General features: G+C 67.0%; 21 protein-coding genes. 10 read left to right on the forward strand and 11 right to left on the reverse strand.

Translation table 11 applies throughout. The features are described from left to right. Window positions 1-115: 115 nt before the first annotated feature. The 4 genes from E5554_RS01205 (at window position 116) to E5554_RS01220 (ending at window position 4,330) form a co-directional block, all read left to right on the forward strand. The gene (locus E5554_RS01205; RefSeq protein WP_037522099.1) at window positions 116-448 is read left to right on the forward strand and encodes a UrcA family protein; all 333 of its coding nucleotides are present in this window, start codon (window positions 116-118) and stop codon (window positions 446-448) included. A 184-nt stretch (window positions 449-632) separates the two neighbouring features. Continuing rightward, entirely contained in the window at window positions 633-2,159 is a 1,527-nt protein-coding gene (locus tag E5554_RS01210) for an NAD(P)/FAD-dependent oxidoreductase (RefSeq protein ID WP_136185713.1), read from the forward strand. Between the two features lie 4 nt (window positions 2,160-2,163). Beyond that, on the forward strand, window positions 2,164-2,583 hold the full coding sequence (locus tag E5554_RS01215) for a GtrA family protein (RefSeq protein WP_136185714.1): 420 nt from the start codon (window positions 2,164-2,166) through the stop codon (window positions 2,581-2,583). Beyond that, window positions 2,561-4,330 carry a hypothetical protein gene (locus tag E5554_RS01220; protein WP_136185715.1) on the forward strand — a complete coding sequence of 590 codons (1,770 nt, stop codon included), beginning with the start codon at window positions 2,561-2,563 and terminating at the stop codon, window positions 4,328-4,330. Before E5554_RS01215 ends, E5554_RS01220 begins: the two co-directional genes overlap by 23 nt. Here E5554_RS01220 and msrB read toward each other — a convergent pair. From msrB to E5554_RS01235, 3 genes are read right to left on the reverse strand one after another with little or no spacing between them, the layout of a single operon-like run. Beyond that, window positions 4,317-4,793, reverse strand: coding sequence for a peptide-methionine (R)-S-oxide reductase MsrB (msrB, locus tag E5554_RS01225; RefSeq protein ID WP_004208881.1), 477 nt, complete (start codon window positions 4,791-4,793; stop codon window positions 4,317-4,319). The genes E5554_RS01220 and msrB overlap by 14 nt on opposite strands. Window positions 4,794-4,811: 18 nt before the next feature. After that, window positions 4,812-6,002 (reverse strand): ABC transporter permease, encoded by a 1,191-nt coding sequence (locus tag E5554_RS01230; protein ID WP_136185716.1) that lies wholly within the window; start codon window positions 6,000-6,002, stop codon window positions 4,812-4,814. Beyond that, the gene (locus E5554_RS01235; RefSeq protein ID WP_136188211.1) at window positions 5,999-6,964 is read right to left on the reverse strand and encodes an ATP-binding cassette domain-containing protein; all 966 of its coding nucleotides are present in this window, start codon (window positions 6,962-6,964) and stop codon (window positions 5,999-6,001) included. Before E5554_RS01235 ends, E5554_RS01230 begins: the two co-directional genes overlap by 4 nt. A 22-nt stretch (window positions 6,965-6,986) precedes the next feature. Here E5554_RS01235 and queG point away from each other — a divergent pair, with 22 nt between their 5' ends. Then, window positions 6,987-8,045, forward strand: coding sequence for a tRNA epoxyqueuosine(34) reductase QueG (gene queG, locus E5554_RS01240; protein ID WP_136185717.1), 1,059 nt, complete (start codon window positions 6,987-6,989; stop codon window positions 8,043-8,045). Here queG and E5554_RS01245 read toward each other — a convergent pair. Then, window positions 8,026-8,394, reverse strand: coding sequence for a hypothetical protein (locus E5554_RS01245; protein WP_136185718.1), 369 nt, complete (start codon window positions 8,392-8,394; stop codon window positions 8,026-8,028). The two genes, queG and E5554_RS01245, sit on opposite strands and share 20 nt — an antisense overlap. Then, window positions 8,394-9,068: an EI24 domain-containing protein gene (locus E5554_RS01250; protein WP_136185719.1), complete on the reverse strand. Its 675-nt coding sequence runs from the start codon at window positions 9,066-9,068 to the stop codon at window positions 8,394-8,396. The genes E5554_RS01245 and E5554_RS01250 overlap by 1 nt, the downstream gene beginning before the upstream one ends. A gap of 119 nt (window positions 9,069-9,187) precedes the next feature. On the opposite strand from E5554_RS01250, the gene E5554_RS01255 reads away from it, so the two are divergent. Next, window positions 9,188-10,186, forward strand: coding sequence for an adenosine kinase (locus E5554_RS01255; protein ID WP_048938140.1), 999 nt, complete (start codon window positions 9,188-9,190; stop codon window positions 10,184-10,186). A gap of 66 nt (window positions 10,187-10,252) precedes the next feature. Here the strand turns inward: E5554_RS01255 and E5554_RS01260 are convergent, their stop codons facing one another. The 3 genes from E5554_RS01260 to tsaD are packed head-to-tail and all read right to left on the reverse strand — an operon-like array spanning window position 10,253 to window position 13,821. Continuing rightward, window positions 10,253-11,785: a lipopolysaccharide biosynthesis protein gene (locus E5554_RS01260; RefSeq protein ID WP_010338681.1), complete on the reverse strand. Its 1,533-nt coding sequence runs from the start codon at window positions 11,783-11,785 to the stop codon at window positions 10,253-10,255. Window positions 11,786-11,818: 33 nt separating this feature from the next. After that, window positions 11,819-12,790 carry an NAD(P)H-dependent glycerol-3-phosphate dehydrogenase gene (locus E5554_RS01265; protein ID WP_136185720.1) on the reverse strand — a complete coding sequence of 324 codons (972 nt, stop codon included), beginning with the start codon at window positions 12,788-12,790 and terminating at the stop codon, window positions 11,819-11,821. Beyond that, window positions 12,787-13,821: a tRNA (adenosine(37)-N6)-threonylcarbamoyltransferase complex transferase subunit TsaD gene (tsaD, locus tag E5554_RS01270; protein WP_136185721.1), complete on the reverse strand. Its 1,035-nt coding sequence runs from the start codon at window positions 13,819-13,821 to the stop codon at window positions 12,787-12,789. The genes E5554_RS01265 and tsaD overlap by 4 nt, the downstream gene beginning before the upstream one ends. A gap of 44 nt (window positions 13,822-13,865) precedes the next feature. Here tsaD and hemC point away from each other — a divergent pair, with 44 nt between their 5' ends. The 4 genes from hemC to E5554_RS01290 all read left to right on the forward strand — a co-directional run bounded on the left by hemC (window position 13,866) and on the right by E5554_RS01290 (window position 17,210). Further along, complete coding sequence (hemC, locus tag E5554_RS01275; RefSeq protein WP_136185722.1) at window positions 13,866-14,792, forward strand: hydroxymethylbilane synthase; 927 nt, start codon at window positions 13,866-13,868, stop codon at window positions 14,790-14,792. Continuing rightward, window positions 14,789-15,448 (forward strand): uroporphyrinogen-III synthase, encoded by a 660-nt coding sequence (locus E5554_RS01280; protein WP_136185723.1) that lies wholly within the window; start codon window positions 14,789-14,791, stop codon window positions 15,446-15,448. Before hemC ends, E5554_RS01280 begins: the two co-directional genes overlap by 4 nt. A gap of 28 nt (window positions 15,449-15,476) precedes the next feature. Beyond that, entirely contained in the window at window positions 15,477-16,349 is an 873-nt protein-coding gene (locus E5554_RS01285; RefSeq protein ID WP_136185724.1) for a hypothetical protein, read from the forward strand. A gap of 111 nt (window positions 16,350-16,460) precedes the next feature. After that, complete coding sequence (locus E5554_RS01290) at window positions 16,461-17,210, forward strand: alpha/beta fold hydrolase (protein ID WP_010338674.1); 750 nt, start codon at window positions 16,461-16,463, stop codon at window positions 17,208-17,210. A 4-nt stretch (window positions 17,211-17,214) separates the two neighbouring features. Here E5554_RS01290 and E5554_RS01295 read toward each other — a convergent pair whose 3' ends face one another. The 3 genes from E5554_RS01295 to E5554_RS01305 all read right to left on the reverse strand — a co-directional run bounded on the left by E5554_RS01295 (window position 17,215) and on the right by E5554_RS01305 (window position 20,796). After that, the gene (locus E5554_RS01295) at window positions 17,215-17,712 is read right to left on the reverse strand and encodes a hypothetical protein (RefSeq protein WP_247594344.1); all 498 of its coding nucleotides are present in this window, start codon (window positions 17,710-17,712) and stop codon (window positions 17,215-17,217) included. Continuing rightward, on the reverse strand, window positions 17,709-19,043 hold the full coding sequence (gene gltX / locus E5554_RS01300) for a glutamate--tRNA ligase (protein ID WP_136185725.1): 1,335 nt from the start codon (window positions 19,041-19,043) through the stop codon (window positions 17,709-17,711). The genes E5554_RS01295 and gltX overlap by 4 nt, the downstream gene beginning before the upstream one ends. 91 nt (window positions 19,044-19,134) lie before the next feature. Beyond that, window positions 19,135-20,796 carry an NAD+ synthase gene (locus tag E5554_RS01305; RefSeq protein WP_136185726.1) on the reverse strand — a complete coding sequence of 554 codons (1,662 nt, stop codon included), beginning with the start codon at window positions 20,794-20,796 and terminating at the stop codon, window positions 19,135-19,137. Between the last annotated feature and the right edge of the window lie 180 nt (window positions 20,797-20,976).

Here is a 20,976-nt window from a genome sequence, read left to right on the forward strand (position 1 = left end):
TGGCAATTGGCCTCTTTTCAATGTCACCGGGCAATCCTATTTAGGATGACGACCCCGCACCCACGTCAGGCGTTGGGCACGACATAAGAAAAAGCATGTTCGACAGGAGAATAGGATGACCAAGAAGACGCTGGTGGCGATGGCCGCCACCCTGGCCCTTGCGCTGCCTGGCATGGCTATCGCCGGCAACAGCAACAACGAAGTCGTCGTTGACGGCACCACCGGCCTCACCACCCGCACCATCGCCGTATCGGTCGCTGACCTGAACCTGGCCAGCAACAATGGCCTGCGCCGCGCCGATTATCGCATCAGCCGCGCCGCCAAGCAGGTGTGCGGCTGGGTCAATGGATCGATCCTGCCGGCGACGCCCGACTATCGCGACTGTGTCGGCAGCGCGCTGGACGGCGCACGCAGCGACCTCAACGCACTGGCGCAGCGCCAGGGCTGATCTTCACCCATCCCGCAAGGGAAGCCTTCCCCGTCACGGGGACTGCAGGGGGCCGTTCCGCACATGCGGGGCGGCCCTTTGTCATGCCGCCTCGTCACCGAACATGCTTACTGTCGATTAACCACTCCTTAGAGGATTTCCTGCACTCAGCGAGACACGAAGGACCATCCAGGGGATATAGAGCATGTCGCGTGTCGACCAGAGTGTGGACGTCGCCATCATCGGGGCAGGCCCGGCCGGCCTCACCGCCGCCTATCTGCTGACGAAGAAAGGCTTTTCCGTCACCGTCATCGAGAAAGACCCGGTCTATGTCGGCGGCATCAGCCGCACGGTCGAACTGGATGGCTATCGATTCGATATTGGCGGCCACCGATTCTTTTCCAAGTCGAAGGAAGTGGTGGACCTGTGGAACGAGATCCTGCCGGATGATTTCATCCAGCGCCCGCGCATGAGCCGCATCTATTATGAGGGGAAATTCTACTCCTATCCCCTGCGTGCGTTCGAGGCGCTGTGGAATCTGGGCATCTGGCGTTCGACCCTGTGCATGGCGAGCTTTGCCAAGGCCAGGCTGTTCCCGAACCGCAATGTCCGCTCCTTCCAGGACTGGACCGTGAACGCGTTCGGCCACAAGCTCTTCTCGATCTTCTTCAAGACCTATACCGAAAAGGTCTGGGGCATGCCGTGCGACGAGATGTCGGCCGACTGGGCGGCGCAGCGGATCAAGGGCCTGTCGCTCTGGGGTGCGGTGGTCGATGGGCTGAAGCGCTCGCTGGGCCTCAACAAGAAGCCCAATGACGGCATGGCGACCAAGACGTTGCTCGAAACCTTCCGCTATCCGCGCCTTGGCCCCGGCATGATGTGGGAAGCCGCGCGCGACCGGGTAATCGAGGGCGGCAACCAGATACTGATGGCGCACAGCCTGAAGCAGCTGGCGCAGGACCAGGGCACCGAGCGCTGGCGCGTGGTGGCGGACGGCCCGGATGGCGATGTCATCATCAACGCCGCCCATGTGATTTCGTCCGCGCCGATGCGCGAACTGGCCGCGCGCATCCATCCGCTGCCCGAAACCCTGCCCGAGGCGATGGAACTCAAATATCGCGACTTCCTGACCGTGGCGCTGATGATCAAGTCGGAGGATCTGTTCCCCGACAACTGGATCTATATCCACGACAGCAAGGTGCAGGTCGGCCGTATCCAGAATTTCCGCAGCTGGTCGCCCGAAATGGTGCCCGATGAATCGGTCGCTTGCGTGGGCCTCGAATATTTCTGCTTCGAGGGCGACGGGCTGTGGGCGTCGGCCGACTCCGACCTGATCGACCTGGCCAAGAAGGAAATGGCCATATTGGGCCTGTGCAATCCCGACGATGTCGTCGGCGGCGCGGTGGTGCGGCAGGAAAAGGCCTATCCGGTCTATGACGATGCCTATGCCGATCATGTGCTGGCGATGCGCACCGAGCTGGAAGCCGTCGCCCCGACGCTCCATCTGGTCGGCCGCAACGGCATGCACCGCTATAACAACCAGGATCATGCGATGATGACGGCGATGTTGACAGTGCGCAACATCGAGGCCGGCACGCGCGTCTATGACGTCTGGGGCGTCAACGAGGATGCCGAATATCATGAATCGGGCGAGGAGGGGCAGGATGTCGAAGGCCAGCGCGCCGCCCTCGCCAGCGAACGACTGGTGCCCTCTCGCCTGAAGGCCGCCTGAGCCGATGGGCGAACCGTTGCGCGCCCTGACCGCCCGGCTGGGCGCCATCGCCACGCGCTTCATGTTCGCCCGCTATCTGCTGGCCAGCATCTGCGCGCTGTCGAGCGACATGGCGACCTTCCTGATGCTGAGCCGGGCCGGTACAACGCCGATGCTGGCCGCCTTTGGCGGCTATGCGATCGGCCTGGTCGTGCATTGGGTGATCAGCATCCGCTTCGTGTTCGATACGGGCGCCGGCCCCAGTCATGCCCAGCGGTTCGGCTTCGTGGCCAGTGCGCTGGTCGGGATGGGGATCACCATGGTTCTGGTCGGCGGGCTGAGCGCGGTCGGCATTGCCCCGGCGATCGCCAAGCTGATATCGGTGCCCGCCAGTTTCCTGAGCGTCTATGCGATCCGCAAATATGGCATTTTCGCGCGCAGTTGAGCGTCATGGCCGCTGGCTGATCCTGCTCGCCTGGCTGGCGTGCAGCGCGGTCATGCTGTGGCTGTTCCATGGCGATTTCGCAGCGCTCGGCTTTCGCGATCCCGACGATGCGATGCGGCTGGTGCAGGTGCGTGACTGGATCGGCGGACAGGGCTTCTGGGACGTCAGCCAGCATCGGGTAAACCCGCCGCTGGGCGGACCGATGCACTGGTCGCGCATCGTCGACATGCCGGTGGCAGGGCTGATCCTGCTGGCGCGGCCGCTATTGGGGCCTTCCGCTGCTGAGATGGTCGCCTGCATCACCGTGCCGCTGCTGTTGCTGGGCGGGTTGGCCGGCGCCGTGCATTTGGCGGCCCGGCGGCTTGGCGATCCTGTTCTGGCGCTGGTGACCGTGGCCCTGCTGCTGACGACACCGTCGATCCTGGTGCAGTTCACGCCGCTGCGGATCGACCATCATGGCTGGCAGATCTGGATGGCGACGATCGCGCTGGCCGGCGCACTGGATGATCGGCGCGTGCGCGGCGGGGCGTCGAGCGCGCTGGCGCTGGCGGTCTGGTTGCAGATTTCGAGTGAAGCCCTGCCCTATGTCGCGCTGTTCGCAGGACTGTTTGCGCTGCGCCAATGGCTCGACGGCCGGGAAGCGTCGCGCTTCTTGGCCTTTGCGGCGACGCTGGGCGGGGCAGCGCTTGCGCTGCTGGCCTTGCTGCGCGGACAGGCGGCCTTGCTGCATAGCCAGTGCGACGCCCTTTCGGCCGCCTATGTCTGGCCGCTGGTGGCAATGGCGGTGCTGGTGCCGCTGGCCGGCGCGCTGATCGGCACGGCCAGCATGACCCGGCGCTTCCTGATCGCCGCGATCGGCGGCGGGGCCGCCATTGCGATCCTGCTGGCGATCGGTGGTCCCTGCCTGTCGGGCGATCCGTTCCAGGCGCTCGGACCGCTGGCCTATAAATATTGGTATCTACAGGTGATGGAGGGCCGGCCGATCTGGGACCAGAGCCTGTCACTGCGCGGCGTCATCCTGCTGCCCGCATTGGTCGGGCTGGCCGGTGCATGGGCCGCCGCAAGGCAGGCCGCGAATCGCGATGCACGCGCATACTGGCTGGCGTTGGCGCTGCTGCTGCTGGGGGCGATAGCAGTATCCATCCTGGTGATGCGCGCTGTGTCGGTCGCCCATGTCTATGCCCTGCCCGGTGTCGCCTGGCTGCTGATTGCCCTGTTCCGCAAGGTACAGGCATCATCGCAGGCGCTGATGCGCGTCCTGGGATCGGTGGCGCTGATCCTGCTGACCCCCGCCGGGATCAGCGCATTGTGGATTGCCCTGATCCCCGAAGCTCCGTCGGCCAAGACCAGCGCCGTCAATTGCCGGGCTGCCGCCACGCTGGCGCCGCTGCACGCCCTGCCCCCATCCACCCTGTTCGCACCGCTGGACCTTGGCCCCGACATATTGGTGCAGACGCCGCACCGCGTGATCGGCACCGCCCATCACCGCAATGCCGCCGGCATTACCGCCGTGATCGAAGGATTCATGGCGACGCCGGAAAAGGCGCGCGCGGTGATCCAGTCGGTCAATGGTGGGCGTGGCGCCGACTATGTCGTGACCTGCGCGAGCCTGACCGAATATGCGCTCTATGCCAAGGAGCATCCCCAGAGCCTGGCAGCGCAATTGTCGCGGGGCAGGATACCCGACTGGCTGCAGCCGCTGCCCACCAAGGGGCCGTTGCGCATCTACAAGGTCAGGCGGGACTGAAGGCCAGCGCCACGCCGTTCATGCAGTAGCGCAGGCCCGTAGGCTTGGGTCCATCGTCGAACACATGGCCGAGATGGCCGCCGCATCGGGCGCAATGCACCTCGGTCCGGGGCACGCCCAGGCTGAAGTCGCGCGAGGTGCCGATGGCGCGGGGCAAGGGCGCATAGAAGCTGGGCCAGCCGGTGCCACTGTCGAACTTGGTCTTGGAACTGAACAGATTCTGCGCGCAGCCGGCGCAGGTGAAGGTGCCGGCGCGATGTTCCCGGTTGAGCGGGCTGCTGTCGGGAAATTCGGTCGCGCCCTGGCGCAGCACCTTATAGGCCCAGGGGCTGAGCCTGCTGCGCCATTGCGCGTCGGTCAGGCGATAGGGATAGGCGGCCTCCGCCGCGTCGGGGCGGAATTGCCACAGGGCCAGTGCAGAGGCGCCGGTTGCGACGCCATAGAGAAAATGCCGCCGGTTCATTATCCCTCCCTAGCCTGTTCAGCCTGTCGAGCTCCTGAACAACTGCTTCCACCAGCGGCCGCCGGATTTGAGCACATGGCGGCGGAACAGCAGTACGCCGATGCGGATGATGAGCGCCACCCAGACGCCCTGCCACAGGATCGCCACCAGATGCGGCCAGAGCGCCCCATCCTGCGCCGCCCGCGCGATCATCGCGAAGGGCGAGGAGAAGGGAAAGACCACCGACGCCACTTCCAGCGGCGATCCCATATGGTCGACCGTGTAGGAGACGAAGAAGAAGATCATCATCTGCCCCATGGTGATCGGCATGTTGAGCGTCTGCACCTCGCGCACGGTCGCCGCCTGCGCGCCGATCCCCAGGAACAGCGAGCCGAGCAAAGTATAGGCCATGGCGAAATAGATGATGCCGAGTGCGATGAAGGCGGGCCAGCCCACCGCCGGATCGGGCAGGACCGTGCCGGGCGCCTTCAACGCCATGAAGATGGTGAAGGCGGTGGCGCCCCAGAAGGCGATGCCGACGAAGCTCATCCCCAGCATGGCGATAAGCTTGCCGAGGAAGATCGCGTCCACCGGCACGGCGGCAGCCAATATCTCGATGATCTTGTTCGTCTTTTCCTCGACCAGATTGGACAGGATCATGCCCGCCAGCAAGATGGTGAGGAAGAAGATGACGATCTGGCCGGTGCGACCGATCAGCAAACGGGCCTGCGACTGGGCACCGAGACTGGTCGCCACTTCCTGCCGCTCGACCTTGACCATGTGCAGCACCTTTTCGGCCTGCGCCGCGCTGGCAATCAGGCTGAGATCGCCCTGTAGCCGGTCCAGATCCTCTGGCTTGCCGGTCAGGACCGGGCGGGAGACCGTGCCCGACAGGATGGCGACGACGTCGGAATCGGGCCGGGCCAGCTGGGTGCGCGGCGGGGTGCCAAGTGCCACGGCGTGAAGCCGCGGCAGCGCCTGTGGCCCCATGCGTTCGGTCAGGCGCTTGTGCGCCCGTTCGAGCGCGCCGACATCGGCCGGCGCCATGGCAATGCCCACGACCGGACGCAGGTCGGTGCTGGAAATCTTCTGGGTGAAACCGGCAAAGACCATGCCGATGACGATCGGCACCAGCGGCCCGATCAGGAACAGGATGAAGGTGCGTGACAGAACGACGGCGGTGAAATCCCGCCGGGCGATCACGCTGGCGGCGCGCAGCAATTCCTTCATGCCTCGGCCTCCTGCGTGGCGTCATCGCGCATCTGGCGCGCAGCAGCCTCCCCCGCGATCGCGACGAAGGCATCATGCAGGCCCGGCCGTTCGATCGACAGGCTTTCGATGCCCGCCTGACCATCGAGCAGGGCGCGCAGCAGCGGTTCGATGCCATCATCGGGCAGCGCGAAATGCCAGGCGCCATCCTGCGCCAGCGTATCGGTCGGCAAGGCGCGGCGCCAGGCGCCGTCACTCAGCCGCGTGCGCAATGTCACCTGGGGCGGCAGACGGTCGCGCGCGTCGCTGACCGATCCTTCAAACCGAATGCGGCCGCCCGCGACGATGGCGATGCGTTCGCACAATCGTTCGGCATGGGCGATGACATGGGTGGAAAAGAGGATGGTGACGCCCTTGCGCGCCTGATCGCGGATCAGCGCCTCCAGCTTTTCCTGATTCATCGCGTCGAGGCCGGAAAAGGGTTCGTCAAGGACGATGAGGCGCGGTTCATGGACGATGGTGCCGAATAGCTGCACCGTCTGGGCCATGCCCTTGGAGAGCTGGCGGATCGGCTTTTCGACCGAGGCACCCATGCCATAGTCCTGGAGCATGGCGCGCGCCCGTTCGCGCCCGACATGGAGCGGCAGGCCGCGTAGCGCCCCCATGAAGGCGATCGCCTCATAGGCCTTCATCGACGGGTAGAGGCCGCGCTCCTCGGGCAGATAGCCGACCTGCTTGGCCATGCGCAGCGGCGCGCCATCGCCCAGCAGGGTGCGGTGGCCCTCGTCAGGGTCGATGATGCCGAGCAGGGTGCGCAGCAAGGTCGTCTTGCCCGCGCCGTTCGGCCCCAAAATGCCATAGATGGTGCCGGCGGGCACGGCGATGTCGACGCCATCCACCGCGCGAAAATCGCCGAACGCCTTGACAAGGGCATGGCCTTCGACGGCATAGGGGGCGGCAGGAGCCGGAGTGTCACCGATCATCCGCCCCTGATAATCCCGGACCATGCCAGTGCAAAACGAAACATTGGAGCAGCGCCTGAAAGCGCAGGCCGCGCAGCTGGGCTTTGCCGCCTGCGCGATCGCGCGCGCCGACGCCGCGCCGCGCACGGCCGAGCGGCTGCGCCAATGGCTGGAGGCCGGCCATCATGGCGACATGCTGTGGATGGAGGAGCGGGCCGAGCAGCGCGGATCGCCCACAGGCCTGTGGCCGCAGGCGCAGAGCGTCATCATGCTGGGGATGAGCTATGCCCCCGGCCGCGATCCGCTGGCGCTGGCCGAGGTCGGCGATCGGGGCCGCATTTCGGTCTATGCGCAGGGTCGCGACTATCATGATGTGGTGAAGAAGGCGCTGAAGGCGTTGGCCCGCTGGCTGGTTGATCAGCAGCCGACCGCGCTGAAAGTGTTCGTCGATACCGCACCCGTGATGGAAAAGCCGCTGGCGCAGGGCGCGGGGCTGGGCTGGCAGGGCAAGCACAGCAATCTGGTGAGCCGTCAGCATGGCAGCTGGCTGTTCCTGGGCGCCATCTATACCGAGATCGCGCTGGAGCCTGATGCGCCGGAAGTGGACCATTGCGGCAGTTGCACGGCCTGTCTGTCATCCTGCCCGACCGATGCCTTTCCCGCGCCCTATATTGTCGATGCGCGGCGCTGCATCTCATACCTGACGATCGAGCATAAGGGACCGATCCCGGAAGAGTTCCGGGCACGGATGGGCAACCGTATCTATGGCTGCGACGATTGCCTGGCGGCCTGCCCCTGGAACAAGTTTGCGCAGGGGGCAGCGGCCAACCGCGCCTTCATCGGCCGGGCGGAGCTGGCCGCGCCGGCGCTGGGCGACCTGCTCGACCTGGACGATGCGGGTTTTCGCGAAATTTTTTCCGGGTCGCCGATCAAGCGGATCGGGCGCGACCGGATGGTGCGCAATGCGGCGATCGCGGCGGGCAATAGCGGCGACCTGGGGCTGGTCGACCGGCTGCGGCCGCTGACCTCCGATCCCGATCCGGTGGTGGCGGAAGCGGCCGAATGGGCGCTAGGCCAATTGCTCAGCGCTGCTGGAGCGTAGCGGCGCAGGAAGCGTGGTCGACGTTTGTGCCGGCGGGCGTGCGGGCATCGACATGGGTCACCACCGGCTCCTTCCCCTTGCCGGGCGAATAGAGATAGGCGTCGAGCACGCAGCGACCATTGGCGAATTGCAGCTTGCGCACGGTCGTTTCGCGAATGTCGAGGCGCGGCGTGCCGAACATCTGGGTCAGGCGCTTGGCGTCCATGCCCATCAGCGGCCCGGTCTTGGTGAAGGCGCTGGCCGGCGGACCGGCGGGCGGCGGGGTGTAGCTGGTGGCGGGCGGGACGACGCCGCCACAGGCCGCGAGCGGCAGCGACAGGAGCGCGGCGAGCGCGAAACGGGGCGACATCAGACCGGCTTCCTCTTGGACCCTAGCAACATGTGGACCGCCATAGCCGCGCTCCAGATCGGCGCAAGCAGGTTGACCAGGGGAATGAGGAAGAGAAGCGCCGAAACGAGGCCCATGAGCCACCGGTTGCCACGGCCGATCGGCGGCAGGCCGGGGTGGCGCGGCTCGACCATGTCGGCAAGGTCGCGGCCGAGCAGATAGGCGTTCACCGCCAGGAACAGCCCGATCGTGCCGAACCCCGTGACCAGCAGCAGCACATAGCCGGGGAGCGCCAGCAGGTTCCAGCCGAGCGTGCGGCCGACCGATCGCAGCGCATAATGGAGGCTGCGGGTGAAGCCGACCGGCCGGCCCACAGCCTGTGGATAAGTATCGCGCTCCACCGCCTCGATCACATCGTCGGCGAACAGGCCCATGACCAGCATGGCGATGGTGCGGAACAGCAGCCAACTGGCCGCGATCATGGCAAGGCCGGTCGCTGCCGCCTCCGCCATGCCGCCCCAGCCATCCCCCTCGCCCCAGCCGAAATGCAGGCGCGTGGCGTGAAAGGCCCCCCATAGGCCGACACCCAGCAGGACGAAGAGCAACAGGGTCAGCGCCAGCGTCTTGACCAGCAGCCGGCGGGCCGCGGCGTGGAAGATCAGGGGGAAGGCGCGCAGCGCCGCGGTGATGATCATGGCCCGATATCCTGCGCCCCGGCGGCTCCGTCAATCAGCAGCGTTGCGCCAGCGCCCCCGGACCGGTAGAGACGGCCCAATTTACCGCTATTTTCCCATCATCTTTCACAGGAGCCCGCGTGACTTCTTCCCCCACGCTTGACGTTGTCGCGATCGGCAATGCCATTGTCGACGTTCTGGCCCGCAGCGACGACGCCTTCCTGGCGCAGCATGCGCTGACCAAGGGCGGCATGCAGCTGATCGACGCCGAAATGGCCGAGACCCTTTATGCCGACATGCCCCAGGCCAAGGAAATCAGCGGCGGTTCGGCCGCCAACACGCTGGCCGGCCTCGCCGCGCTGGGCGCCAAGTGCGGCTTCATCGGCCAGGTCAATGACGACCAGCTGGGCGCGGTGTTCGCCCATGACGTGCGCGCGCTGGGCATCAAGTTCGACACGCCGGTGATGCAGGGCGACATCCCGACCGCTCGCTGCCTGATCCTGGTGACGCCCGACGCGCAGCGCACCATGAACACCTTCCTGGGCGCCTCGCAGTTCCTGCCCGAAGCGGCGCTGGACCTGGAGCTGATCCAGTCGGCCCGCATCCTGTATCTGGAAGGCTATCTGTGGGATCCCGAGCAGCCGCGCGCCGCGATGCGCGCCGCGATCGACGCCGCCCGCAATGCCGGCCGCAAGGTCGCCTTCACCCTGTCCGACAATTTCGTGATCGACCGCCATCGCGCCGATTTCATCGACCTGATCGAACAGGGGCTGATCGACATCCTCTTCTCGAACGAGGGCGAGATCCAGTCGCTGGCGCAGGTCGATGATTTCGATGCAGCGCTGGCCCGCTTCGCCGACAAGGTGCCGGTGCTGGTGTCGACCCGCAGCGAAAAGGGCGCGGTCGCCATCGTCGATGGCGTGCGTCACGAGGCGCCGGCTGCGCCCGTCAGCCAGATCATCGACACCACCGGTGCGGGCGACCTGTTCGCCGCCGGCTATCTGGCCGCGCATCTGGAAGCGCGCAGCGTCGAGGATTGCCTGGCGCTGGGTGCGGCGGCGGCAGCCGAAGTCATTTCGCACTGGGGCGCGCGTCCCGAGGAAGATCTGAACCTGATCCGCGCCAAGCTGTTCGCCTGATCGCGACAGACACTGACAGAAAAGCCCGCCTCTCCGATCGAGAGGCGGGCTTTTTTATGGGGTGGATCAGGCCGGGTTCTTTTGCTTGCGGAACAGGGCGCGGTCGTCCGGGCCGAAGCCCCAGCGCCAGATGACGAAGCCATAGGCGCCCAGGATCGCCCAGACACCGACCGCCAGTTCGACCCATTCGAAACGCGCCGGCAGGGCAACGAAGGCCGCGCCAACGATGCAGGCGACGCCCGAGGCGCTGAGCAAGGGCCAGCGCCAGGCATTGACGCGGGCGTGGAGCAGGCTGGAGAGCAGCCGCGCCTTGACGAAGGCGCCGGCGCCGAGCGCGATGCACAGGCCCAGAGCGGGCGCGGCGGCCAGTTCCTGCGGCGTGAGGCCGAACCGCTTGCCGAGCAGGATCAGGCCGAAGCTGAGTGCGGCTTGGAGCGCGATCATGCTGAGCGAGATCATCAGGTTGCGGTGGCGGGCGATATAGACGAGCGCGGATTCGCTGACCACGGCGGTCGCGGCGACCACTTCGGCCAGCAGCAGGAAGGCGAGCGCGCCGGTGCCGCCGACGAAATGCGGACCAACCAGGCCCATGACGGCCTCGCCGGGAATGCCGAGCGCCAGCGCGATACCGGCCTGCGCGGCAATGATCCAGAAGCCGACCTGACTGACCTGGCGCGCGATCGCCGCCAGATTGCCCTCGGCCAGGTTGCGGGTGATGACCGGGCCAAGGATCGGATCGAAGCTGGTCTTCAATTTCTGCGGCAGCGAGGCGACCTGCTGCGCGACATAATAGATGCCGACGATCGCCGGGCTGACGAAGAGGCCCAGGATCGCCATGTCGAGCCGGCGCGAGCCCCATTCGACGCCGTCCGCGGCCGCGAGCGGCAGGTTGCGGCGGGCCAGACGCCAAAGCCGCCCGGCATCGGGGCGCCAGCCATGCGGCCGGCCATAATGGCGCCACATCGGGATGATCGAGGCGATCATCGCCGCCACCATCGACACGACATAGGAGAGGATCAGGCCGTCGCGCAGCGAATAATAAGCGAAACCGAAGGCGCCGATGCTGATCGCCCAGGGTTCAATGATCGAGCGCGCGCGGACCGTGGCGCCGATGTCAAAGCGATAGGCGCAGGCGGCGAGCGCAACGTCGGAGGTGGCAACAGCGATGACGATCAGCGCCAGCAACCGGTCGAGCCCGTTGATGCCGCTATTGGGGAACATCGCCTGGGGAAAGGCGATCAACAGGCCGGCCCCCAGCAGCGACGCGATCAGCGTCACCACCATCGCGTCGGTCACGACATGGCTGTGCGGCCGTTCGGTCTGGGCGAGCGCGCCGGCAAGGCCCCGCTTGAGACCCAGCGTCGCGATCTGGGCGACGAATTCCACCACCAGCACGGCATAGGCGAAGCGCCCCAGCGCGTCGGCGCCATACCAGCGGCCGGCGATGAACAGGAAAGGCAGGCGTGCAGCCAGGCGCAGCAGGAAGCCGAAGACGTTGGTCCGTCCGCCTTTGGCCAGGGCGGCGATATCATCCTTCTGTTCGGCAGGGGTCGCCTGCGCGGTCACAGGCCCCTGGTCCCCCTCGATTGTCATGCTCATGTCTATAGGCGATCTATTGTGTCGCGGCGATGCTTATTCAGGCCGCAGCGGACGCGCCAGCAGCGCGTCGATGACCTGTGCCAGCGGTGCGGCGTCGGCAAGCAGGGCACAGACGGCTTCCACCACCGGCATTTCGACGCCGGCCGCGCGGGCTGCATCGCGCAGCACCGGCGCGGTGTGCGCGCCTTCGGCCACGGTGCGACGGTTGGAGAGGAGGTCGGCTGCGCTCTGCCCCTCGCCCAGCCCCTTGCCGAGCGAGAAGTTGCGCGAATTGGTGGAGGAACAGGTGAGGACGAGGTCGCCCAGGCCCGACAGGCCGCCCAGCGTTTCGGCACGGGCGCCACGCGCCAGGCCGAAGCGGGTCATTTCGGCAAAACCCCGGCTGATGAGAGAGGCGCGCGCATTGAGGCCGAGGCCGGCCCCTTCCGACACGCCGCAGGCGATGGCGAGCACATTCTTGACCGCGCCGCCGATTTCCGCACCGACGACATCATCGGACAGATAGGGGCGGAAGGTCGGCCGGGCGATGCGCGCCGCCAGCTTTTCGGCCAGCGCCTGGTCGGCGCAGGCGAAGGTGACGGCAGTCGGCAGTCCCTTGGCCACTTCATGGGCGAAGGTCGGGCCGGAGAGGACGGCGATCGGCGCGCTTGGCTGCGCCTGTGCCGCTACTTCCGACATCAACAGGCCGGTGCCCGCCTCAATCCCCTTGGAACAGAGAACCAGCGGCACGCCGGCCGGCGCCTGCGCCACGACGCTGCGCAGATGCTGGGCCGGGCTGACCACCAGAATCAGGTCGCGATCAGCCAGGTCCGCCAGAACGCCGGTCGCCCGGATCGAGGGCGAGAGCGGCAGGCCGGGCAGATAGAGCGGATTTTCATGGGCGCCGTTGATCGCATCGACCACATCGGCTTCCAGCGCCCATAGGCGCACATCCTGCCCGTCGGCCGCCAGCAATTGCGCCAGCGCGGTGCCCCAGGCGCCTGCTCCGATGACTCCCGCCTTCATGCCTTCACTCCTGCTCCACGCGCCTTTTCCGCCGTCGGATCGAGCGGCCAGCGCGGCCGGGCGGGGATGGTGAGATCGTCGGTCATGCCCGCAGCATAGCGCTCCGCGCCGGCCCAGGCGATCATCGCCGCATTATCGGTGCAGAGCCACAAGGGCGGCGCGACGAAGGGCAGGCCATGATCCTGCGCCAGCGTGGTCAATGCTCCACGCACCGACTGATTGGCGGCGACGCCGCCGGCCACGACCAGCGCGGTCACGCCTTCGCTCGCGGCGAGCGCACGCCGGGTGCGGTCGAGCAGGCAGTCGATCACCGCCTGCTGGAAGCTCGCGGCGATATCCTCGACCGCATATTGGCCCGACTGCGCGGCGCGCATCACCGCGCTCTTGAGGCCGGCGAAGGAAAAATGGGGTTCGTCGGTGCCCACCAGCGGGCGCGGCAGCGGCACGGCGCGCGGATTGCCCTTGGCTGCCGCCTTTTCCACCGCCGGACCGCCGGGGAAGCCGAGGCCGAGCAGCTTGGCGGTCTTGTCGAAGGCTTCACCCGCGGCATCGTCGATCGTGGTGGCAAGTCGGCGATACTGGCCGACGCCGTCCACCCTGAGCAACTGGCAATGGCCGCCCGACACCAGCAGCAGCAGATAGGGGAATTGCAGATTCTGGTCGGCGAGGCGCGGCGAGAGCGCATGCCCCTCCAGATGATTGACCGCGACCAGCGGCTTGCCGCTGGCATGAGCGAGCGCCTTGCCGGTGACGAGGCCGACCATCACGCCGCCGATCAGGCCGGGGCCGGCGGTGGCGGCGATGACATCGACATCAGCCAGCGTCATCTTTGCGTCGGCCAGTGCCGCTTCGACCAGCGGGGCCAAAGCCTCGACATGGGCGCGGGCCGCGATTTCGGGCACGACGCCGCCATAGGGGCGGTGCGCGTCTTCCTGCGTGGCGAGGCGATGGGCCAATATCTGCCCGTCGGCCGTCACCAGCGCCGCCGCGGTTTCGTCGCAGCTTGATTCCAGGCCGAGGATGATGGTCATTGCCGCTTCCATCTAGTGCCCGTGGCCATTAGAGCAAGCCGCTTATGAAAAGACCCGAACGACCGTTGCGCCTTGGCACCAGGGGATCGCCGCTTGCGCTAGCCCAGGCCCATATGACCGCGCAGGCGCTGCGCGACGCCCATGGCTGGGATCAGGACGCCATCACCACCGTCATCGTCCAGACCAGCGGCGACCGGATCCAGGACCGGGCGCTGGCGGAAATCGGCGGAAAAGCGCTGTGGACCAAGGAGCTGGACCGGGCGCTGGCAGAGGGCGAGATCGACTGCGCCGTCCACAGCATGAAGGATGTCGAGACGATCCGGCCCGATGCGATCCGCATTGCCGCGATGCTGCCGCGCGCCGATGTGCGCGATCGGCTGGTCGGCGTGGAAAATTTTGCCGCGCTGCCGCCGCAGCCGATCGTCGGCACCAGTTCGCCGCGCCGTGCCGCGCAGGTGAAGCGGTTACGCCCCGATGCGCAGATCATATTGTTCCGCGGCAATGTCGCCACCCGGCTGGCCAAGCTGGAGGCGGGCGAGGCCCATGCGACTTTGCTCGCCGCCGCCGGGCTCGACCGGCTGGGCCAGGCGGACATTGGCGCCACGGTCGAGATCGACACCATGTTGCCGGCGCCGTCGCAGGGCGCGGTCGGCATCGAGACGCTGGCCGACAATGACGCCATGCTGGGCTGGCTGGCGGCGATCAACCATCGCGACACATTCGATTGCGTGATGGCCGAGCGCGCGGTGCTGCGGGGCCTGGGCGGCACATGCCATTCGCCGATCGCCGCCCTCGCGCTGCTGGAGGGCGGACAGGTCCACCTGCGCGCCGAGATCATCAGCCCGGATGGGGATGAGACGGTGCGGGACGAGGCAAGGCTGGCGCGCGGCGATTTCCACGCGGCCGAGGCGATCGGCCGGGGCCTGCTGGAGCGGGCAAGCCCAGCGCTGCGCAGCCTGTTCGAGGGGTGAGACCGCTCATCATCCTGCGGCCCGCGCCCGGCGCCGGCAGGACGGCGGACAAGGCGATGGCCATGGGGCTGGCAGTGCGGCTGTGTCCGCTGTTCGCGGCCGAGGCGCTGGCCTGGACGCCGCCACCCGCCGGGGATTTCGACGCCCTGCTGGTGACGAGTGCGCAGACGGCGCGATCCGGCGGGGCCGTGCTGCAGGCCTATCGCGCCTTGCCGACCTATGCCGTGGGCGCGGCGACGGCTGAGGCGCTGCGGGCGGCGGGATTTGTCGATCCGGTCGCGGGGGATGGCGATGCCAGCGCGATCGCCGCGCGGATCGCGGCCGACGGGCACCGGGCCGTGTTGCATCTGTCGGGCGAGACGGCGGCGCCGATGGACGCGGGGCCGCTGCGGGTGACGCGCATCCCAGTCTATCGGATGATGCCCCTGCCCTGCGATCCGCTGGACCTGCGCGGCGGCGTGCTGCTGGTCCATTCTGCGGCGGCCGGCGCCCGGCTGGCGGAGATTGTTCCGGAGAATCAGCGCACAACCAGCGACGTGGTGGCGATAAGTCCCGCCGCCCTCGCCGCCTGCGGCAGCGGATGGGGCAGCGCGCAGGCCGCCGATGCGCCCAATGATGCGGCGGTACTGGCCCTCGCCCGTCGATTGTGCGAATGAAACCGCGGTCGCAAACGAGAGAGACTTGATGAACGAGCAGGAGAGTGTGGAAATTCAGCAGGAAACGCCGCCGCCCGCGCGCCGACGCACATCCTGGCTGACGCCCGTGCTGCTGCTGTTCGCGTTTCTGATCGGCATCGGCGTCACCATCTGGGCGATGCCGCAGATCGAACGGCGCTGGGGCCAGGATGAGGCGGCGACGCCCGCCCTGCCCGCGCCGCTGCTGGGCAGCAACGCCATCCCGTCAGGCCGTCCGCTGACGGCGGATGCCGCGCAGATGCTCGACGCCCGCGTGATCCAGCTGGAGGAGCGGCTCAACCGCATCACTGTCGAGGCGCAGGCCGCGTCGGGCAATGCCGCGCGCGCCGAAGGGCTGCTGGTCGCCTTTGCCGCCCGCCGCGCGCTCGATACCGGCGCCCCGCTCGGCTATGTCGAGGGGCAGTTGCGGCTGCGCTTCGGCCAGGCCCAGCCCCGCGCCGTCGCCACCATCATCAATGCCGCGCGCGAGCCGGTGACGCTGGCCGACCTGCGCGCCGGGCTGGTCGATGTCGCCGATCGCGTCACGTCGCCACCGGCCGACGCCAGCTGGTGGGACAGTTTCGAGCATGAGGCGCGCGAGTTGATCATCATCCGCAAATCCTCCACCCCCTCGCCCCGGCCGCAAATGGCGATGCAGCGGGCGCTGCGCTATATTGACGCCAGCCGGGTCGGCGCGGCGCTGGCCGAGGTGGAGCGCATGCCCGATCGCGCTGCGGCCGATCGCTGGATGCAATATGCTCGCCGCTATCTGGAGGCGCGCCGGGCGCTCGACCTGATCGAGACAGCGGCGATATTGGAGCCGCGCCAGTTGCGCACGACCGAGGGCGCCAGCGTCGCCCAGACATCCCCCCTCGCCCCCTGAGCTCCATTTCCTGAGACATACCGTTCATCGCTTGCGATGAAACCCATGGACGCACCCTGCGTTTGTCACGAGAATGTCACATTTTCCGCCCGGTTCAGGACAGAGTCTCTCGTGCCACCCTATGCCGATGCCATTGCCAGCTTCTGGAAGGGCCGCCTTGCCAGCGGTCCGCGCGCGTCCGCGCGCCCGTCGCTGTCGCATCTGCTGGGCAATGCCTCGGTGCCGTTCGACATCAGCCGCACCAGGGCCCAGGCCGAACAACTGAGCCGCGCGATTCGCGGCGACGGGCGACATATATTGCTGGTGCCCGGCCTGATGGCGTCGGAACATCGCATGGAGCCGCTGCGCGCGATCCTCAACGCGGCGGGCTATCAGGCGCATGGCTGGGACATGGGTCGCAATTTCGGACCGCGCGCCGACACGCTGGAGAAGATCGACGCCCGCGTCGATGCGATCCGCCGGACAAGCGGCAAGCCGGTGACTTTGGTCGGCTGGAGCCTGGGCGGCCTTTATGCGCGCGAATATGCCAAGTTCGCGCGATCCAAGGTCGGCGGCGTGGTGACGATGGGCACGCCCTTTTCCGGCGACCCGCGCGCCAACCATGCCTGGCGCCTCTATCAACTGGTGTCGGGCTTCCCGGTCGACACGCCCCCCTTCCCCTGCACCCGCGAGGAAAAGCCGCCGGTGCCGACCGTGGCGCTCTGGTCCCAGCGCGACGGCGTGATCCTGCCCGAATGCGCCCGAGGCCGCGCCGGCGAGCGCGACCGCGCAATCGAGGTCGATTGCACCCATATGGGCTTCGCCGCCGCGCCGGAGGGGATTCTGGCCGTCGGCAAGGCGCTGGAGATGATGGCCGCCTGAGCGGTCAGTAACGGACTGGTTCACCCTCCACCGTCAGCAGGCTGGGATCGGTCAGCCGCACATGGGTTTGATAATAATATTTTTCGGTCGGCCGGCCATCCGCCAGAAAATGAATTTTCACCCGCTTCGCTTCGCCACGGACCGCGATGGTCTTGCCCGTCAGATATTGATCGAGTTCCGCGCCGAAACGCTGTGCCAGTGCATCAGCCATGGCGCCGGGAATGGCGATCGTCAGGTTGCGGGGATCGCGATAATCCTGCTGAGAATTAAGATAGAACCAGCCGCCCTGGCGCCCAGTGGCGCGAACAGGCAGCTCGAACACCCCCTTCACCCCATCGGGGTCGACAGCCGCGGCATTCATCACCGCCTGTTCGGGAAAGATATTAAAGGAAGCAGACGGCGCTGCGGCTCCCATGAGCAGCAGGCCGGACGACAGGACGAGAGCATAACGCATCAGGCTGGCCTCCAGAATGGTCCGGTGCAGCCAGCCTAACCCGATCAACCGGCCACTGCCAGCCTCTTCAACGCCTCGTCCCGGCCGATCAGCGGCAGGAACTGGCCCATGTCGGGGCCGTGGTCGAGGCCGGTGAGGGCGCGGCGCAGGGGTTGGAACAGGGTCTTGCCCTTGCGGCCGGTTTCGTCCTTGAGCGCGCCGGTCAGCGTGCGCCAGATGTCGGCGTCGAAGGGGACGGCGGACAGGATGCGATGGGCGGCGGCGAGGAAATCGCGGTCTTCATCGGCTACCTCCGGCCCGTCGATCGGGCCGGTGACGATCTGCCACCAGTCGGCGGCGCCCGCCACCGTCTCCAGATTGGGGCGGATCGCGGCCCAGGCGGCGGCGTCCATGCCGGCGGGCAGGCGGTCGGCGACCGCCTCATAAGGCAGGGCGTGGACGATCTTCTGGTTGAGGCTGGCCAGTTCGGCTTCGTCGAAGCGGGCGGGGGCGCGGCCGAAATGGGCGAAGTCGAACGTATCGATCAGCGGCGCACGGTCGGCGAAGGGCTCGATCGGCTGCGAACTGCCGAGGCGGGCGAGCAGCGACGCGATCGCGGCCGGCTCCAGCCCGATCTCGCGGAAATGGGCGACGCCGAGCGAGCCGAGACGCTTCGACAGCTTGCCTTCGCTGCCGGTCAGCAGCGCCTCATGCGCGAACTGGGGCAGCGGGGCGCCGAGCGCGGTGAACATCTGGATCTGGGTCGCGGTGTTGGAGACATGATCCTCGCCGCGCAGCACATGGGTGACGCCCATGTCGACATCGTCGATCACCGAGGGGAGCATGTAGAGCCATGAGCCGTCGGCGCGGCGGATCACCGGGTCGGACAGCAATTTGGGGTCGAAGCGCTGCTCGCCACGGATCAGGTCGGTCCAGACGATCGGCTGGTCATGGTCGAGCTTGAAGCGCCAGTGCGGCGTGCGCCCTTCGGCCTCATAGGCAGCGATCTGGTCCGGGGTCAGCGACAGGGCGGCGCGATCATAGACCGGCGGCAGGCCGCGGCCGAGCAGCACCTTGCGGCGCAGTTCCAGTTCCTGTTGGGTTTCATAAGCTGGGTAGACATGGCCCGAGGCCTTGAGCGCCGCGAACCGCGCCTCATAGAGGGCGAAGCGTTCGGACTGTTTTTCCTCGCCGTCCCAGTCGAGGCCGAGCCAACGCAGATCAGCCAGAATCGAGTCCGCATATTCGGGGCGCGAGCGCTCCAGATCGGTGTCATCGAGGCGCAGCAGGAAACGGCCGCCGGACTTGCGCGCCCATAGCCAGTTGTGGAGCGCGGCGCGGATATTGCCGACATGGAGATGGCCGGTCGGCGACGGGGCGAAGCGGGTGATGACGGTCATATCTTTATTTCCAAACCCGTGCGCCCCGAACGAAGGGGCTTCGCCATGCTCAGCCTGCCCTTCGACTTCGCTCAGGGCGAACGGATGTTACTTATACGCTGCGGAAGGCGTTGGTGATCGGGTAGCGACGGTCGCGGCCGAAATTGCGGATGCCCAGCTTCACGCCGGGCGGCGACTGGCGGCGCTTATATTCGGCGATGTAGAGCAGATGCTCGATCCGGGTGACGACCGCCTTGTCGAAGCCGCGCTCGACCAGCTGGGCCACCGACAATTCCTCCTCGACCAGGCCATAGAGGATCGGGTCCAGCACCTCATAGGGCGGCAGGCTGTCCTCATCCTTCTGATTGTCGCGCAGTTCGGCGCTGGGCGGCTTGGTGATGACGCGTTCGGGCATCACCGGGCCGGCCGGACCGAAGCCTTCGCCGAGCGAGGGCATATGCGCGTTGCGCCAGCGGCAGAGGTCGAACACGGTGGTCTTGTACGCGTCCTTCAGCACCGAATAGCCGCCCGCCATGTCGCCATAGATGGTGGCATAGCCGACCGACATCTCGCTCTTGTTGCCGGTGGTCAGCAGCATATGGCCGAACTTGTTGGAGAGCGCCATCAGGGTGAGGCCGCGAATGCGCGACTGGATATTCTCTTCGGTGAGGTCGCGCGCCTTGCCCTCGAACACCGGGGCCAGCATCGTGTCGAAGGCGGAAACCGCCGGTTCGATCGGGATGGTGTCGTAGCGGACGCCGAGCAGGCGGGCGCATTCGACTGCGTCATCTAGGCTTTCCTGGCTGGTGAAGCGCGAGGGCATCATCACGCACCAGACCCGGTCGGCGCCCAGCGCATCGACGGCGACGGCGGCAGACAAGGCGGAATCGATGCCACCCGACAGGCCGAGGACGACGCCGGGGAAGCGGTTGCGGTTCACATAGTCGCGCAGGCCCAGCACCATCGCATTATAGATGTCGGCCGGGCGCGGATCGAGTTCATGACGCTCGCCGGGCAGGCAGACCCATTGGCCGTCCCATTTCTCCCACTGGGTCAGCACCAGCTTTTCCTCCCAGTCGGGGAGTTGCTGGGCGATGGAGAGGTCGCCGTTCATGACGAAGGAGGCGCCGTCGAACACCAGTTCGTCCTGACCGCCGACACGGTTGAGATAGACGAGCGGCAGGCCGGTTTCGCGCACGCGGGTGCCGGCGACGACGTTCAGGCGGCGATCATCCTTGTCTACCTCGAACGGGCTACCATTAGGACTGATGAGGATTTCCGCGCCCTCGGCCCGCAGATGGGCGGTGACGAAGGGGAACCAGATATCCTCGCAGATCGGCACGCCGATCTTCACGCCGCGAAAATCGATCGGCGCGGGCAGCGGGCCGGGCGCGAACAGGCGCTTTTCGTCGAACGTGCCGTAATTGGGCAGTTCTCGCTTCTGGCGGATCGCGGTGACGGCGCCATTCTCGATCAGGGCGACGACATTGAACAGCACGCCCTGCGAGGCGACGACGGTGCCGACCAGCATCGCCGGGCCGCCATCGGCGCTTTCCTGCGCCAGCCGGTCGAGATGATAATTGGCCTGGTCGAGCAGCGCGGGCTTGAGCACCAGATCCTCGGGCGGATAGCCGATCAGCTGCAGTTCGGGATAGACGATCAGGTCCGCGCCCTTGGCGCGTGCGCGCCATTCCAGCATGGCGTCGGCATTGGCCCGCGGGTCGCCCATCGTCTGGGTCATCTGGGCGAGCGCGATCACGAGTTTGTCGGTCATGCCTTGGCCCCTAGAGCATTTTCGCATGCTGCGAAAACGCTCTATTCCCCGATGCCGCATTTTCGAACCGAATGCCCGCTTCGCGGTCATCCTGAAAATGCTCCGGCCATTTTGTCGCAGGGCGCAAAAGCGCCTTTCCACATGGGACATGCGCCGCTAAAGGGGCCGCGTTTCGCGCAT

It is taken from the genome of Sphingobium sp. PAMC28499 (genome assembly GCF_004795815.1).
In the GTDB taxonomy this organism is placed as follows: domain Bacteria; phylum Pseudomonadota; class Alphaproteobacteria; order Sphingomonadales; family Sphingomonadaceae; genus Sphingobium; species Sphingobium yanoikuyae.